Source organism: Bacillus sp. XT-2 (assembly GCF_025696525.1).
Taxonomy (GTDB): domain Bacteria; phylum Bacillota; class Bacilli; order Bacillales; family Bacillaceae; genus Bacillus; species Bacillus halotolerans.
Map to the genome: position 1 here is coordinate 117,169 of NZ_JAHVOC010000009.1, position 15,032 is coordinate 132,200.

At 43.9% G+C, this 15,032-nt stretch carries 18 protein-coding genes; 1 reads left to right on the top strand and 17 read right to left on the bottom strand.

Going from position 1 to position 15,032, the window contains the following annotated elements; all coding sequences use genetic code 11:
• Nucleotides 1-78 precede the first annotated feature (78 nt).
• The 9 genes from KXD37_RS20225 to KXD37_RS20265 all read right to left on the bottom strand — a co-directional run bounded on the left by KXD37_RS20225 (nt 79) and on the right by KXD37_RS20265 (nt 6,452).
• The gene (locus KXD37_RS20225) at nt 79-1,194 is read right to left on the bottom strand and encodes a response regulator transcription factor (RefSeq protein ID WP_106022448.1); all 1,116 of its coding nucleotides are present in this window, start codon (nt 1,192-1,194) and stop codon (nt 79-81) included.
• The gene (locus tag KXD37_RS20230) at nt 1,194-2,927 is read right to left on the bottom strand and encodes a sensor histidine kinase (RefSeq protein WP_106022449.1); all 1,734 of its coding nucleotides are present in this window, start codon (nt 2,925-2,927) and stop codon (nt 1,194-1,196) included. Before KXD37_RS20230 ends, KXD37_RS20225 begins: the two co-directional genes overlap by 1 nt.
• Nucleotides 2,924-3,553 (bottom strand): YesL family protein, encoded by a 630-nt coding sequence (locus KXD37_RS20235; protein WP_106022450.1) that lies wholly within the window; start codon nt 3,551-3,553, stop codon nt 2,924-2,926. The genes KXD37_RS20230 and KXD37_RS20235 overlap by 4 nt, the downstream gene beginning before the upstream one ends.
• A gap of 114 nt (nt 3,554-3,667) precedes the next feature.
• Nucleotides 3,668-3,949: a YesK-like family protein gene (locus tag KXD37_RS20240; RefSeq protein WP_151174815.1), complete on the bottom strand. Its 282-nt coding sequence runs from the start codon at nt 3,947-3,949 to the stop codon at nt 3,668-3,670.
• 52 nt (nt 3,950-4,001) lie between these two features.
• Entirely contained in the window at nt 4,002-4,547 is a 546-nt protein-coding gene (locus KXD37_RS20245) for a GNAT family N-acetyltransferase (RefSeq protein ID WP_105954767.1), read from the bottom strand.
• Between the two features lie 123 nt (nt 4,548-4,670).
• A complete protein-coding gene (cotJC, locus tag KXD37_RS20250; protein WP_024120490.1) occupies nt 4,671-5,240 on the bottom strand; it encodes a spore coat protein CotJC in 570 nt (189 codons plus the stop codon).
• 14 nt (nt 5,241-5,254) lie between these two features.
• On the bottom strand, nt 5,255-5,518 hold the full coding sequence (cotJB, locus tag KXD37_RS20255; RefSeq protein WP_024120489.1) for a spore coat protein CotJB: 264 nt from the start codon (nt 5,516-5,518) through the stop codon (nt 5,255-5,257).
• Nucleotides 5,502-5,750, bottom strand: coding sequence for a spore coat-associated protein CotJA (cotJA, locus tag KXD37_RS20260; RefSeq protein WP_024120488.1), 249 nt, complete (start codon nt 5,748-5,750; stop codon nt 5,502-5,504). Before cotJA ends, cotJB begins: the two co-directional genes overlap by 17 nt.
• Nucleotides 5,751-5,822: 72 nt before the next feature.
• Nucleotides 5,823-6,452, bottom strand: coding sequence for a TetR/AcrR family transcriptional regulator (locus KXD37_RS20265; RefSeq protein ID WP_151174814.1), 630 nt, complete (start codon nt 6,450-6,452; stop codon nt 5,823-5,825).
• 250 nt (nt 6,453-6,702) lie between these two features.
• Between KXD37_RS20265 and KXD37_RS20270 the strand changes: the two genes are divergently transcribed.
• Nucleotides 6,703-7,686 (top strand): amidohydrolase family protein, encoded by a 984-nt coding sequence (locus KXD37_RS20270; RefSeq protein ID WP_263463714.1) that lies wholly within the window; start codon nt 6,703-6,705, stop codon nt 7,684-7,686.
• Between the two features lie 57 nt (nt 7,687-7,743).
• On the opposite strand, the gene KXD37_RS20275 is transcribed toward KXD37_RS20270, so the two are convergent.
• The 8 genes from KXD37_RS20275 to KXD37_RS20310 form a co-directional block, all read right to left on the bottom strand.
• A complete protein-coding gene (locus KXD37_RS20275; RefSeq protein ID WP_263463715.1) occupies nt 7,744-8,592 on the bottom strand; it encodes an NAD-dependent epimerase/dehydratase family protein in 849 nt (282 codons plus the stop codon).
• A complete protein-coding gene (locus tag KXD37_RS20280) occupies nt 8,589-9,032 on the bottom strand; it encodes a nuclear transport factor 2 family protein (RefSeq protein WP_263463716.1) in 444 nt (147 codons plus the stop codon). The genes KXD37_RS20275 and KXD37_RS20280 overlap by 4 nt, the downstream gene beginning before the upstream one ends.
• A gap of 81 nt (nt 9,033-9,113) precedes the next feature.
• Nucleotides 9,114-9,695 carry a TetR/AcrR family transcriptional regulator gene (locus tag KXD37_RS20285; RefSeq protein ID WP_106021485.1) on the bottom strand — a complete coding sequence of 194 codons (582 nt, stop codon included), beginning with the start codon at nt 9,693-9,695 and terminating at the stop codon, nt 9,114-9,116.
• 105 nt (nt 9,696-9,800) lie between these two features.
• Nucleotides 9,801-10,235, bottom strand: a complete 435-nt coding sequence (locus tag KXD37_RS20290) for a spore coat protein (RefSeq protein WP_188323601.1) — start codon at nt 10,233-10,235, stop codon at nt 9,801-9,803.
• Nucleotides 10,236-10,421: 186 nt separating this feature from the next.
• A complete protein-coding gene (locus KXD37_RS20295; protein WP_254518094.1) occupies nt 10,422-12,257 on the bottom strand; it encodes a DUF4365 domain-containing protein in 1,836 nt (611 codons plus the stop codon).
• A 550-nt stretch (nt 12,258-12,807) separates the two neighbouring features.
• Nucleotides 12,808-13,527, bottom strand: coding sequence for a YebC/PmpR family DNA-binding transcriptional regulator (locus KXD37_RS20300; protein WP_010333282.1), 720 nt, complete (start codon nt 13,525-13,527; stop codon nt 12,808-12,810).
• A gap of 169 nt (nt 13,528-13,696) precedes the next feature.
• Nucleotides 13,697-13,876 carry a phosphatase RapH inhibitor gene (locus tag KXD37_RS20305; RefSeq protein ID WP_106021538.1) on the bottom strand — a complete coding sequence of 60 codons (180 nt, stop codon included), beginning with the start codon at nt 13,874-13,876 and terminating at the stop codon, nt 13,697-13,699.
• Complete coding sequence (locus KXD37_RS20310) at nt 13,866-15,008, bottom strand: tetratricopeptide repeat protein (protein WP_254518093.1); 1,143 nt, start codon at nt 15,006-15,008, stop codon at nt 13,866-13,868. Before KXD37_RS20310 ends, KXD37_RS20305 begins: the two co-directional genes overlap by 11 nt.
• Nucleotides 15,009-15,032: the final 24 nt, after the last annotated feature.

Genomic DNA, 15,032 nt, shown 5'->3' on the forward strand with positions numbered 1-15,032 from the left:
CTTACATTTTATTTTAAAGGGTTGTGACGGGGCGAAACACTCAAAAAACAGTGGCGAAAGTTAAAAAAACAGAGATGGCTACCCTGCGGAAGCGCCTCCCTGTTTTCTTCTGAATTCTGACGGTGTCAGACCAGTATATTTTTTAAAGACGAGACTGAAATACTTCGGATTATCACCGAATCCGATTTCTTCCGCGATTTCTGATACACTCACATCCCGCCTCAGCTTCATCTGCTTCATCGCATGCTCAAGACGCACCCGCGTAACATATTGGGAAAACTTTTCGCCTGTCTCCTGCTTAAAGATTTTCCCCAAATAATCAGGGTTCATAAACAGCATATCTTTTGCTGCCCATTTCAGAGAGAGATTCGGATTGCCAAGCTCGTCGGCGACAAGCCTGGTGATTTTAGAAATCAATTCACTCCGCTTTTGGTCACCGGCCGTTTCAGTTGCTTCCCGGAACAGCTGTCCTGCGTCTTGCAGCTCCCCCGTCCGGCTGATGATTACCCGGCAGCCTGCAAAGCCGTCCGCCGCCTTTTTCTCCAGATCAGGCGTGCCCTCCTCCACGGCAAACACCGCACGTCCTCCGCTGCAGCAAAAAGCTGTCAGCGAGGAACCAAACGCCTCTCTGGCGGCAGAATCTTCAGGCTGAGTGTTCTCCGCGATGATAAGGCGAATCTTCTTACCTGCAAGCGAAGGCGGCGGAGACAGATGGGTGACACCGGCAATCAAGCCTTCCAGGTATTGATCAGCCGCAAAGGAACGGATATGATTCAGCTCATGTTTCAGGTGGGCGGCTTTCTTCTTCCGCACATCATGCAGCTTCAGCTCGGCGATGATTTCCTCTAATGAACGGATAATCTGCTGTTCATTGCAGGGCTTCAGCAAATAATGCCTTACCCCGTATTTCATCGCTTCCTTCGCGTACTCAAACTCCCCAAAACCAGACAGGACGATAAATTGCACGGACGGGCAGACGGCTGACACCTTTTTGATCAGCTCAAGCCCGTCCATACCGGGCATTTTTACATCAGTGACGACGATATGCGGCTGCTTGTTTACGATCTTCTCATACGCTTCAATTCCGTTCTGCGCTTTTCCGACTAAAGAAGCGCCAAGCGTCTCCCACTCAATGATCCCTGCCATTCCGTCAAGAATGATTCTCTCATCATCAGCAAGCAGTATTTTGTACATCACACCACCTCATTTCGGCACGGTATTGTCAGCAAAATCGTCGTTCCCTTCCCTTTCTCGCTTTGAATGCGTAAGCCATACGGCTCCCCGAACATCAGTCGGATGCGTTCATGAATATTCCAGAGCCCGATCCCTCTTCCGCCCGTTTTTTCAAGAATACGTTCGTCCATGCCGGGCCCGTTATCTTCGACAGTAATACAGACGCAGTCCTCCGTTTTTTTCGCTTGAAGGCGGATGGCGCATGGCCGAGTAAAAGGCTCAAGCGCGTATTGAATCGCATTCTCCGCCAGCGGCTGGAGTGTCAGCTTCGGAATTCGGCAATGCTTCACCTCATCGGCGATGTCCAGTGTGAAGTTCAAGCGCTCCTCAAACCGGAACCGCTGAATCGTCATATAGTGAAGCACAATATCCGCCTCCTCCTGAAGGGTCACTGTATCTTCTTTGATGTGAATGCTGTTTCGCAGGAGAAAACCGAGCGATTCCACCATTTGAGAAATTTGCTTCTGCTGATTCGCTTTCGCCAGCCAATTGATGGACTCAAGCGTGTTATACAAAAAATGCGGGTTGATCTGGGCTTGCAGCGCCTTCAACTCTGTTTCTTTAATAATAAGCTGCTTTTCCACATTTTCTTCCATCAGCTCATTGATCCGCTTCATCATCACGGTAAAATGGCGGTTCAGCGTTCCGGCCTCATCTTGTGTATGTTCCGGCAATGACAGCGACACGCCCGCCTCAATCCCGCCGTGCTGCACCGATTTCATTGCGGATACAAGCTGCTCGATCGGCTCTGTGATGCTGTTGGCAATCTTCCGCCCGAAAAGCAAAACCACACTGAAAAACAAAAGAAAACACGTACCGATTACCGTTTTCATAAAGGAAATTTTCGCGAACATCTGATCAAAGGGGATGACATTGTAGTAGCTCCAGTTTTGATAGGATGATTGAAGGAAAGAAATAAAATAACGTTTGCCATTCTTTTTTACCAAGTCATAACCAGGATGCCGCAGCGTCTGCTTTGTCATCTCAGGCGTAAGCACCGATGCATGTGCCGAATACACCAGATTGCCGTCCTTGTCTGCGATCATCATGTCTCCGACCGAATCGCCCCAATCCTTCGGCAAGTCACGAATCATCTGTTTCACATTCACTTGAATCAGCACCATTCCCAAGCCATTTAAACTCAGCTGATGAAACGATCTGATTTGCCGCGCTGAAATCAGTACAGGATCTGAACTGCCTAGGGTCATCCAAAGATTTCTGCCTTTTTGCGCTTTCGCCCGTTCAAATGCCTCTTCCTGCTGCTGCTTCATAAGGTCCGATGAACTGCTTCCGGCGGAATACTCTGAGCCGCGGGCATCAATCAAATGAATCGAATCAATGTACTTTTCATCGCCGGCATATTGCGCAAGCTGATCCCACAGCTCCTGCTTCATTTGATACTGGTCATACGTATCATCACGGTTTTGCATGCTGAGAATGCGCTGAATTTGTTCATCGGTAATGATTTCATATGATACATCTTCAATTTTCTTCAGCTCGTCTTCAATCCGTTCAGAAGACATCCGCAGCACTTCCGAGGATTTGCGGTAAATCTGCTCATCATAGACATGAAAAGCGTACTGCACCCCGCTGTATACAAACAGAAAGGACACGGCCATGATCAATGACAGAAACACAAACAGCTTATCCTTAATCTTCATTCGCCTGTACCAGCCCGCGACTCTTCCTTTCATGCCGCCTTTTCTTTCTCCTGACGCTGATCTATTGACATAAATGCTGTAAAGGACAGCTTCGTTAACAACAAGCTCAGCGCGCTGCCGCTGAAAAACAGCAAAAACGTCACATGAAACAGCACTAGAAACAACATTCCGACCGCACCCGCTGCCATCATCAGCGTCACCAATGGCCGGCTGAAGGCAATCAAAAAGCTGATGCTCAGCACCTGTCTGAGCTTTACATCAAAATGAGAAAAGACCGGAAACACATATAACAGCACAAACACGAAAATCAATCCGATGCTCATAAACACATTCACCAGCACAGGCTGATTCATCTGAGCGGCAATCCGTATATCCGCAAACAAAAACAAGCCGGCCGTCACAAGAATGAGCCCCAACAGCTGAGCTGCACCCCACTCCTTCTTAAACGTCCGGATAAACAAAGAAAACACCGGGACATCCGTGTTCCCCTTCGTCCACTCTCTCGCCACTGAAAACATCGCGGCCGTAGCAGGCATCAACCCAAACACGACGAGCCCGGCAAGAGAAAACAAGATCCACAGCACATTTACATAAGCCAGTCTCATCACCCATGTACAAAAACGATTCAGCCCATTTGTCAGGCTATGTATCATCGACATCACCTTCCCACTACAGAAAACGCTTTCATTGTAAAGTAATATGTATTTCTCCACTCGAAAGAAAATTCCTGCCGGCCCGTAAAAAATTCGACATCATTTGAGACGGCAAATGTCTTACCTTCTCCTGATTTGCCTTTTCAACAGCCGGAACACCGTCTCGATCAAGTACCCGGCAAACGCTCCGACTATCACATGAATCCCAAGCATGCCCAGCGCCATGCCATCCCAGCCGCCGACAAAAAAGATGCTGCACCAAATTGTGATCACACCGAGAACAAGCAGCCCACCCAGTATCCATTCCGGCCATTTATTTTGCGGCATCCTCAACCGCAGAAAAATGAAGACACAAGCGGAAATACAAGCCGTCGCAATGGCCATCACATAAAAAAAGATCATCCGCCCCGTCCTCCCTTTTCAAAAAGGCAAAAAAGCCCCCTAAAAAGGACGCTTATTCTGACTTGTTCAGTTCTTTCTCAAACAAATGAAACCCCGAGGCATCTGATCCCTTGAATTCATATCCCATTCTCCGGTAGAAGGAATGCAAGGCGTCGTTATCAGCAACACAATCAAGACGGATCCGCTTCTTCCCCGGATACTCAACACCCGTCTCCGTCCATGTGAGAATCTCGGCCCCAAGCCCATTCCCCGCAAACCGGCGGCTGACCGCCAGACGATGCAAATAAATGGACTCTTCGTGCCCCTCGTCTCCCCAAAGCGTTCTGTCCCACTCGCTCGGCTCAGGCAGAAGCATCACTACACCGGCCAGCTCTTGATCTTTCTGGAACACAAACACATGTCCGCTTTCAATTGAGCCAACAATATCATGTGAGTCATGCCCCTCCAGCAGCCCGCTCCATTGGTCAGAGCCCTGGTCCCGCAGCCATTCAGCCGTACGGACGAGCAGTCCCGTTATTTGCTCTGCATCCTCACGATCTGCCAGGCCGGCGTAAAAATCATTTGCGACAGTTTCTTTCGTAATCTTAAAAGATGTCATAAAGGCCCCCCGATCAAAACTAAACTTACATGCATACCTTCATTATAATGCAAGCAAACGACAAAAAAACAGAATATTTTGTCTGTATGTAAAAGGACGCATGAAGGGAGCCCCCGCTGCCTGTTAAAAGAGTTTCTTCTTATCCCGTTCTTCTTTTAAAATCTCAACCGCTTCCCTGAAGCGCATAGAATGCACAATTTCACGTTCACGCAAAAACCGCAGAGAATCGTTCAAATCAGGATCATCCGAAATATCAATCAGCCACTGATACGTCGCACGCGCTTTTTCTTCTGCTGCGATATCTTCATACAAATCCGCAATCGGATCGCCTTTCGCCTGAATATAGCTTGCCGTAAAAGGCACTCCCGCCGCATTGTGATAAAAAAGCGCGCCGTCATGATTCGCGTAATGATCGCCAAGCCCGGCTTCACGCAGCTGCTCCGGCGTCGCATCTTTCGTCAGCTTATACACCATCGTCGCAATCATTTCCAGATGAGCAAACTCCTCCGTGCCGATATCTGTTAAAAGGCCGATGACCTTATCAGGAATGGTATAACGCTGGTTCAAATACCGGAGAGCCGCGGCCAGCTCGCCGTCCGCTCCGCCATATTGCTCAATCAAATACTTTGCCAGCGTCGGATTGCACGTGCTGACCTTGACGGGATATTGCAGCTTCTTTTCATACACCCACATTCAAGCATTCCTCCTTATACTTGCCACGGCCATGGCCCTCGATTCCAATCCCAATCCTCACCCGCGGGGCTGTTGCCGTACTGCAAAAGCGGTCCGTAAGATGATTCGAACTGTCTTTTTAAGTGCCTCGAATAACCGGAATATTGATTAAATTGCTTTAGCGCGTCTTCATCATCAGGATGTGTATCTAAATACAGACTCAGCTCAACAAGCACAAAATCCGCTGCTTGAATCTGCTCAAGCTGGCGGTAATATTCCGCATCAACCTTTTTTGTCATGTGTGTCTCCCCCTCGATAAGGATTTTCATAAAAATCATAGAGATCCTTCCAAAGGGTGCCTTTCCTTAAAGCCTCCATCGGCGAAAACTGCTCCATATGCTCAGGCTGAAAGGTCATATAGAGGTTAGGCGGCGTTCTGTAATATTTCTTCCCTATGGGCGGACAGGGATCAAAACGGCTGTGAAAGGGCGTGTATGATTTAACAGGTGTAAACGGCTGCATATCCTTCATTCTGGCTCCTCCTTTCTCAAAAACAATGACCTTAATAGGTATGAGGCAGGAGGCGTCATTATGACAAAAATCTTAATAAGGAAGCTTGATTTGTTTTTCTATACCCGCAATTCGGAGAGGTCCCAAAAGCGTTAAACGTGTTAATTGATTTGCCATAAATAAAGGACTGTACTTCATGCCGCTTTCCAGCCAGGAACAAATCACCCCGATATGGGCGGAGGTGATATAGCTGACCAGTATCTCTTTCGGAATCTGAAGCTGTTTCTCAGATTCTTCAATGGATGAAAGCAATTCCTCGTAAATTCGTTTCTGAACGAATTCCGCCATCAGACTTCTGAATTGTGGAAGCCCTCTGTCGCTCAGCATTACTTGAAAGTACTCGGCGTGTTCATGGATGTACTCAAAGAGTTTCACAAATGAAACAGGCGGATGATCCTCATCCATACTGACCGGTTCCACCGGCGTCTCAGGCTTAACCTGTCGGATCAAATCATCGAGAACCTCCGTCATGCTTTGAAACAGAAAATCCTGTTTATCCCGATAGTGCAAATAAAAAGTGCCGCGGGTCAGATCCGCTTTTTCAGTAATTTCCTGAATCGTAATCGAATTGGCTTCTTTTTCTTTCAGCAATGCGATCAAAGCGTCTCTTAAATATTTGTTCGTTCTTTTGACTCTCGGATCTACTTTATGCTTTTTAGACATTTTTTACCTCCTTGTCTAACTTTTATTTTCTTCTGGACAAATCATCAGCTGATGTCTTCTTCTAAACGTTTGCACGTTCTCTGTTTATTGACCTTTTCCCAAAATCTACTGTACCATGAACTTACATCTTGTACATGATGTAAAGTAATAAACACGATGTTCATTACCTATTGAAACGAAGCTTCGTGACGTAAAATGAGTGCACTCCATCTGATCTACACCAGCCATGATAAAGAGAGGAGCCTTCGACATGAATGGAAAAATCGCATTAGAAGAGCACTGGGAATCTCCTGATTTTCCGGCAACGGGAAGTCACAATTTTACTGACGATGAATATTTCAGCGCTGTCCAAAAACGATTGCAGGAATTCGAGAAACGGATTGAAGACATGGATAAAAACGGCATCCAAACGTCGATTCTCTCATTAACACAGCCGGGGATTGAAGGAATCACCGATCCTGACAGAGCTGTGAAACTCGCCAAGCAAATGAACGATCACGCTGCGGAATTCTTCGTTTCCAAACATCCAGACCGTTTTAAAGCATTTGCGGCGGTTCCGCTTCAAGATCCTGAAGAAGCAGCGAAGGAGCTGGAGCGGGCAGTAAACGAACTCGGTTTTGTCGGCGCCTTGGTCAACGGCTACAGTAATATCGGAGACGAAAATACCGCTCAATATTTAGACGAGCCACAGGTACGCCCTTTCTGGGAGAAAGCTGCACAGCTTCAGGTTCCCGTCTATCTGCATCCGCGTATCCCGCTGCCAAATCAGCAGCGTATCTATGAAGGCTACGAAGGCCTCCTCGGCTCAGCGTGGGGCTTTGGGGTTGAAACAGCAACACACGCCATCCGCCTGATTCTGAGCGGCCTGTTTGACGAATATCCTGATTTGACCGTAATTCTCGGACACTTAGGCGAGGGTCTGCCGTTTACGCTGCCGCGTGTCGAGCACAGACTGCGCCATCAGCGCCCTGAGACCCATGGAAACCATCAAAAAGCGCCGACTGAATACCTCCGCAAAAACTTTTATCTCACAACAAGCGGAGTATTCAGAACACAGGCATTAATTGATACATTGTTAGAGGTCGGCTCTGACCGCATCTTATTCTCGGTGGACTATCCGTATGAAACGATGGAAGAAATCTCTTCCTGGTTTGACCAGTGTCCAATCAGTGAAACAGACCGATTCAAAATCGGCACCGAAAACGCGGCCAGCCTTTTTAAACTCAATAGCTAAAAAGAAGACCTTCGGCAGAGCCGAAGGTCTTTCTAGACTATTCAGTCCAAAATAAGGTCAGCGCGTCCAGTACGAAACGTGATCAGCCGCAAACTCATCCAGCGAGCGGGGCTCTTTTCCCGTGACACGCTTCACTGTATCCGTCACCCGGTGTTCGGCACCATGGCGAATCGCTTCTTCTAATTCCGCCATAAAGCGCGCGTAATCCGCAGGCAAACCTGCTGTTTCCATCCTGTTTTGCAGTTCGGAAGAAGAAATGCTGACATGCGTCACCGGACGTCCCGCCGCGGCTCCGATGATCTCCGCCGCCTCAGCGTAGCTAAGCGCCTCAGGTCCCGTCAGAATATGATGAGTATTATGAGGCGCAATGTCAATCAAAGCACGCACTCCTGTTTCCGCAATATCATCAGCATCAATAAAACCAAGTTTCCCTTCACCCGCCGCCGTGATGATTTGCCCCTCAGTTTGAATGGACATGCGATGCTGGACATTGATGAAGTTTTGCATGAAGTATGACGGCCGCAGCACCGCCCATTCCGGAAACCCGCGTACTGCACGATGCAATGCACCAAATACAGGACCATCCTCAGGAACAGCGGACGCGCTGAGCATCACCACACGTTCAGCACCGAGCCGCTTTGCTTCCTTTAAAAATGGAAGCACATAAGGAGACGGATCAAACACACCAACCGGCGCAACGAGATAAATCCGTTTCACCCGCTCCAAAGCAGGCGTAAAGCTGTACTCATCCTTCCAATCAAAATATACATACTCCGCATTGCTAATCTCGCCCTTTTTCCTGCTCGCGATGCGAACGCTGTAACCCTGCTCAATTAACCGTTTAGCAATCCGGCTCCCTGTCGTGCCGGTTCCTCCCGTAATCAGAATCTGATCGTGATTCATCATTTTTCATCCTCCTCTGTTTGTACAAATGTTTCTCCAAACGTCTCATTGACGACAAGCGGATTCCAATAATCCTTATAATGCAAAATGCTGCCGTCCTTCGTTTCAATCACACTGATATAGGTTTGCCGGTAAGGCAGCCCAGTCGCGATCGCATAGCCTTCACATTGAAACTCCGCAATGATCGTGTTTGTATCAGCCGAGCGATACACTGTCGGAGCAGTAAACGCAGAAATATGGATTTTATCAGGAAAATCCTTAATATAATCGTAAATTACCGCCTTCCCTTCAATTCTTTCCGGAAATCCCTCTGGCGCATAGGGAAACTCCAATACGGCATGTTCATCCCACAGCTCTGTCCAGCTCTCCATATCCTTTTCAAGCATATATTGCATAAATTGATTCAGTGTGTCACATGCTTTTTCGTATTCCGTCATCATCATGGATCATCACCTCGTATTTTATTCTAGACCATTCAGTCCAAAAAATGCGTCAAAGGGCTAAGCACCCTTTATCAAAAAAAGTCAATCAAGGACAGATAAACTCACTTCAACATAATCCTGAAGATGGTCAAAATCAGCAGAAACCTTAGCGATAAACGTCAGAGACAGCCTGCTCTGGTTTAAATAACGGGCAAGCGCCGATATATCAAGATGCTTCTTCAATTCTCCTTCAGTCTGTGCCCTTCTCAGCGCCTGATAAAAGGCCGTCTCAAGCTGTTTCGTCTGCCCTTCAAAGTACCTGGCAAGGTCCGAATCATGCGGGATTTGTTCAATAGCGCTGTTGATGATAAAACACGCCTTTGAACGTTCAGGATCTTTCAGGACATTCACACCCTCCTGAAAAATATCACGAATGGCTTCCTTGACAGAGCCCGGTGCCTCAAGCCTTTCCACAACAGCCGCGTTTTTTCCCTCAAGATACGTTTTCACAGCGGACAAAAACAGATCCCGCTTCGTTCCATACGTATCGTACAAACTCTGGCGCGCAATGCCTAAATGAGAGAGCAGCTCCTGAAGAGACGTGCCTTCGTAGCCATACTCTCCAAAAACCTCTATCGCTCTGCGTAAAACAAGCGCGGTATCGAATTCTTTATTCCTACCCAAACGAATATCACCTCCTGCAAGATGATATTACCTTTTCCAGACTGAACAGTCAAGAAAAAGAAAAAAACACCCTTGATCAGCAAGAGTGTCCGTTCTCCACGCTTTTTATTTATGGCCGTCTTTTCCCCAGTGCCCCATTTGGTGGTGATGGTGCCCGTAGTTACCATCATGATGCCCATAATTTCCGTCCTCATGATGGCCGTAATTTCCATCCTGATGGTGTCCGTAATTTCCATCCTGATGGTGTCCGTAATTTCCATCAGGGTAATGCTGGTGATGTCCATCATTATCATAATGCATTCCGTAGCTCGGATAACTCATTGAGCTCGGATAGCCTCCGCTTGGGTAGCCGCCGAATCCTCCAGACATGTCATAACCCGGGTAGCCTGCGCCTCCATAACCTGGTTGGCCCATCCCCGTATACATGCCATGGCCCGGATAGCCCGCGCCTCCGTACATGCCGAGCCCCGGACCGCCTGCACCATAACCTGGGTAAGCGCCAAAACCGGGTCCGCAGCAGAAGTGTCTTGTATCAGTCATATCCAATCTCTCCTTCACATAGGTTACAGTCCAGCGTATGAGAAGGTCTTACAGCGCGTATAGACACCCGCCTAAAAAGGAGAAAATAATTTTTGGAACACAAAAAGCAGAATGAATTTAGTCTGCTTTTAATTTATCTCTCGTATTGTGTTGTGATGTATGACCCTTTATAACATATAACTTTTATTAGAGTGATTCTATTAATACATTTCCTTTAACAACAAAGGATACTTCTTCATTTTTCTCCTCATTATACAGACTTACCTGGAATGCCTCTAGCCTTTTATAGGCTTTCATAAATGCATTAAATCCTCTTTTTTTATTATTTCCATTTGTATAGCCATTTATTATACAACCATTAAAATCAAGTTGTATGTAAACTCTATCTATTTCTTCTTTAACATATAGTTTAGTTTGATTATAAAAATCTATACTCTGCCCCTTAGATGGGAAATCTCGAATTAAATCTAACTTTTCGCTCATACTTTTAATTACATTATTAAAATCCTTATTCTTGCAATAAATTTTCCCGACTAACGGGATTCCCCACTTTTCTTTAGTATTTTTCTGTACACCTATAAAAATTTTATCGTACTCGTTTGGTAAATTTAATAAAACCTCTTGTTCTTTTCCTAGTTCTACTTTGATTTGATTTTTTTTATGTAGTGTAATCCTCAAAGCGAAACTATTTTCCCTTCCTAAATAAGCTAAAACTATGCCATTGTTTTTATTCAGTTTTTTTCTTTGATAAAGCCCCATCCATTTCCCTATATAAATCAATCCTTTATCATGTTGATTATTTGCTAATAAAGACACCCCTAAACCAATTAATCCTAACTCATTAGTAGGTTCGATATCCAAACATTGAAGATAATATTTTGAAGCTAACTCATACATACCTTGATTTTTATAATTGTCCCCTATTAAAGCAAGGGCTTGTGCATTTTTTGAATTGATTTTCAACACCTTTTCCAAATAATACAATGCATTTGGATAATCAAATAATGCCGTATATATATTGCCAATGATTAATAATGCCCACTCATTTTCTATATCAAGATCGAGAACTTTTTTTATCCAATTAATTGCTTTCGAATAATTACCAAGAGCAAAATGCAATATTCCATATTGGATATAACCCTCAGGAGTTTCCTTAATAGATAACGATTTTTGTATTGATTTTATTGCTTGTTCATAATTTTTCAACTCAATATAAGCTGAAGCCTTTATTAGATAAATCAGATAATTATTCTCATTAATTTTTAGTGATCTATTACAAAATCTAACCGTCTTTTTATACTTTTTAGACAACATAGATAAGACTGAACATTTAATAAACACTTCTTCCTCTTCAACAAAATTCGCCATATTGCTACAGAGTTTTAAAGCCTTTTCAAACTCTTTTTTCTGGATCCAATTCTCTATTTCTTGATTTTTTTGATCAAATGAGCTTAATAGTTTCTCCTTTCTTAATAGAATATTTTGATTGCTTTCTAATATGATTTTTTGGAACTTCTTTATGTTATCACCAATTTGAATCATCCTTTCATATATTCTGTTGATATTTTCTTTATTTAACTCTTTATAAAACCTATAAGTTAATCCTTTTTGAGATGTTGAATTCAAATTTATATTTTTTTCCAATGCATACTTTTGTATTTCATTTGCCCATTCCCAAACAAAAATTTCTTCATCCTCCAAATAAATCATAAATATAGAAGAAGGATTATTTAATAGATAATTTAGGCTTTTTATTTTCACCTCATAACTATAAGTTCCATCCATATTCTTAATAGAAGCACTATTTAACTTATCCTTAAGTTGAATTTGACAAAGGTAATTACTTGCATATTTTTTATTTCCACCTATTAGTTTAGCCTCTATATTCAGATCAACACCATAATCATTTTGCCTTATGTCCCTTATAATAAAATTTGAACGACCTATAACTAATCTAAAGGCAGTTATACTATTTTCTTCCTGTTCATGCTGATTTGTTGTTTCTGGTAGATTCACTTCCATATTACACACTCCTTAATTCGAAAAAATTATTGTTAACATCTGAAATTTACGAATCATCAGTTTTAATAATCCAATTACATATAATAAATTCTTTAATATACATATTTAAAAATTTCTTTTACGAAATTAAAACTTCGCATAATCAATGTTTTAGAAAATAAATTTAATGTTACAAATATATATTTTAAGCCATATTAAATAATATTTACAAAATAATTATTAAAAGGAATTTAACATCTATAAATAAATATAGGCTTAAGAAGGAAAACTCATCCTTGAGACCGTTGCGAGAGACTCTGAACTTTTTGCTCTGTATAAATTAAAATTCTTTCTTCATCAATGAACTCAGATTTGTTATTGTGAATTCCTACCATATTCTGATTTAGTTTATCCATTTTATTTATTGTAGCCTTTAATTTTCTGTGTATTGATATATACTATAGAATCAACTTATTCTTTGATATTAAAAGAGCTCACCTCTTCTATGAATGATTTTCATAAAAAAAGTGAGCTTAAATGTGCAAGTGTATGTTAATTTAACACGTTTGCTTTATTCTCCTAAATCAACGTTATGATACACCTGCTGAACGTCTTCCAAGTCCTCTAACGCGTCAATCAGCTTTTCGAACTGTTCCTTTGCATCCTCAGGAAGTGTCACTTCACTCTGCGCAAGCATGGTCAGCTCCGCTACCGTAAATTCCTCGACACCCGCGTTTTTAAACGCCTCCTGCACCGCATGGAATTGATCCGGCTCCGCATAGACGATCACGCTGTCATCCTCTTCTAAAATATCGCGGACATCGACATCCGCTTCCATGAGAATTTCAAGCGCTTCATCAGCCGTTTTGCCTTCCACACCGATAACAGCCGTCGCGTCAAACATGTAAGCGACAGATCCGCTCACACCCATGTTTCCGCCATTTTTCCCGAACGCCGCACGCACTTCCGGCGCCGTACGGTTCACATTATTCGTCAGCGCATCAACGATAATCATTGATCCGTTCGGCCCGAAGCCCTCATAACGAAGCTCATCATAATTTTCTTCCGCTCCGCCCTTCGCCTTCTCAATCGCACGTTCAATGATATTTTTCGGCACGCTGTAAGTCTTCGCGCGCTCAAGCACAACCTTCAGCGCCTGGTTGGATTCCGGATCAGGCTCGCCCTGCTTCGCCGCCACATAAATCTCACGGCCAAACTTTGCGTAAACCCGACTCGTATTTGCGTCCTTAGACGCCTTCTTTTCTTTAATATTGTTCCACTTACGGCCCATGATGCTCCACTCTCTTTCATATATATCAATCTAAATACTGTTATTCACTTTAACCATTATACCTCAAATGGTTTGGTTGTTTCGAGTGTCTTGCGTTAGAAATAGAAGGAAGGCGGCTGTTTAAAAGTACGAGACGATACAAACTTCCAATAAAGCAAGAAAAAAAGCCCTAACTAAGGGCTTTCTTATCCTGATCAGTCATGACATGATGAGGGGAATGATCGATATACGTCGTGTTTCGATCCGTTGATTCCTTAAAACCGCCGGACTGTGTCAAGAAAGGAACAGCAATGCTTCCGCAAATAAGGGGAACAGCAAGACACATCATCACTTTTTTCTTAATAAGCATATAAACACTCTCCTTTTTGAATATCTTCTTGCGCTTTCAGCACTTTCCGATAAAACGCAGCAGCGTGCTCAAAATGACAGCGGCTTTCAAAAACAGCGGCAGCGCTGCGGGCACATGCTTCAATGTAAGCGTGCAAGTTCTTTTTTTCAAAATAGCTTAAAAGATCATGAATTTTGCGTTCGTCAACAATCTCTTTGTACACTGCCTGCAAGAACAGATACAATTCTTTATAAAATTTGTGGGCCCCCGCATTTGGATGGGTTGTGATATGTTCTAATCCTTCTTCTATTAGCTGAAACGCCTGCTGTTTTTGTCCAGCTTTACATAATGTCCAGCTTAACCCAAACAAGACTTTCGGCAGCAAATCAGGGACCGTTTCTCTGCTTACTTTCGCCGCTTTTTGGAAGTGCTCAATTGCCAAATCATATCTTCCTGACCTGTCATAACTGTTGGCGATGTTCAATAAAGAGATGCCAATGAACCTGTCGTTTTGAATGTCCATTGCCAGCTCCAGCGCCTTTCTTAAATGCGGGAGCGCTTTATCATAACATCTGAAGTCATCATAATTTCCCGCTACGATAAACAAGCTTTGTATTCTTCTCATGCTATATAACGGATGATCTTGATAAATGTCTAAGGCTTGAAGGATATGATGCATCGACACATGAGTTTGTTTCATATTGTAATATGCTTCTGCCACTTTAATATGAAATTCCGCTTTCTCGATTTCATCTGTTACAAACGGAAGCTCCTTCTCCGCCTCACGGTAAGATCCAATCGCTTCAACATATTCTTTCTGATCAAATTCATACATGCCGCGGAAAAACAAAGAGTAGTATTTCAAAAGACCTGTGAGTTTTTTCTGAGGGGCTTCAATCGTTTCTAAAAGCTCTGTCACTGTAGGGCGATTCCCGTATGTTTGTCCCGGCTCCAAATAATCCAGCATCAGCTGGTGCCGAAAACACATCAGAGAATAATAGATCAGCAAATCCTGATCCTCTTCCATCTGCTGAATGTCCTGCTCCACTTCCGCTTTCAGAACCTCAGCATCCGGAACACTGAACTGGCGAATCATCTTGTACCATTCATTAATCTTAACACCAACACGCGAAGATGGTATCGCTTGCTTCACTCGCTTCCCTCCCTCTCTGTAAGA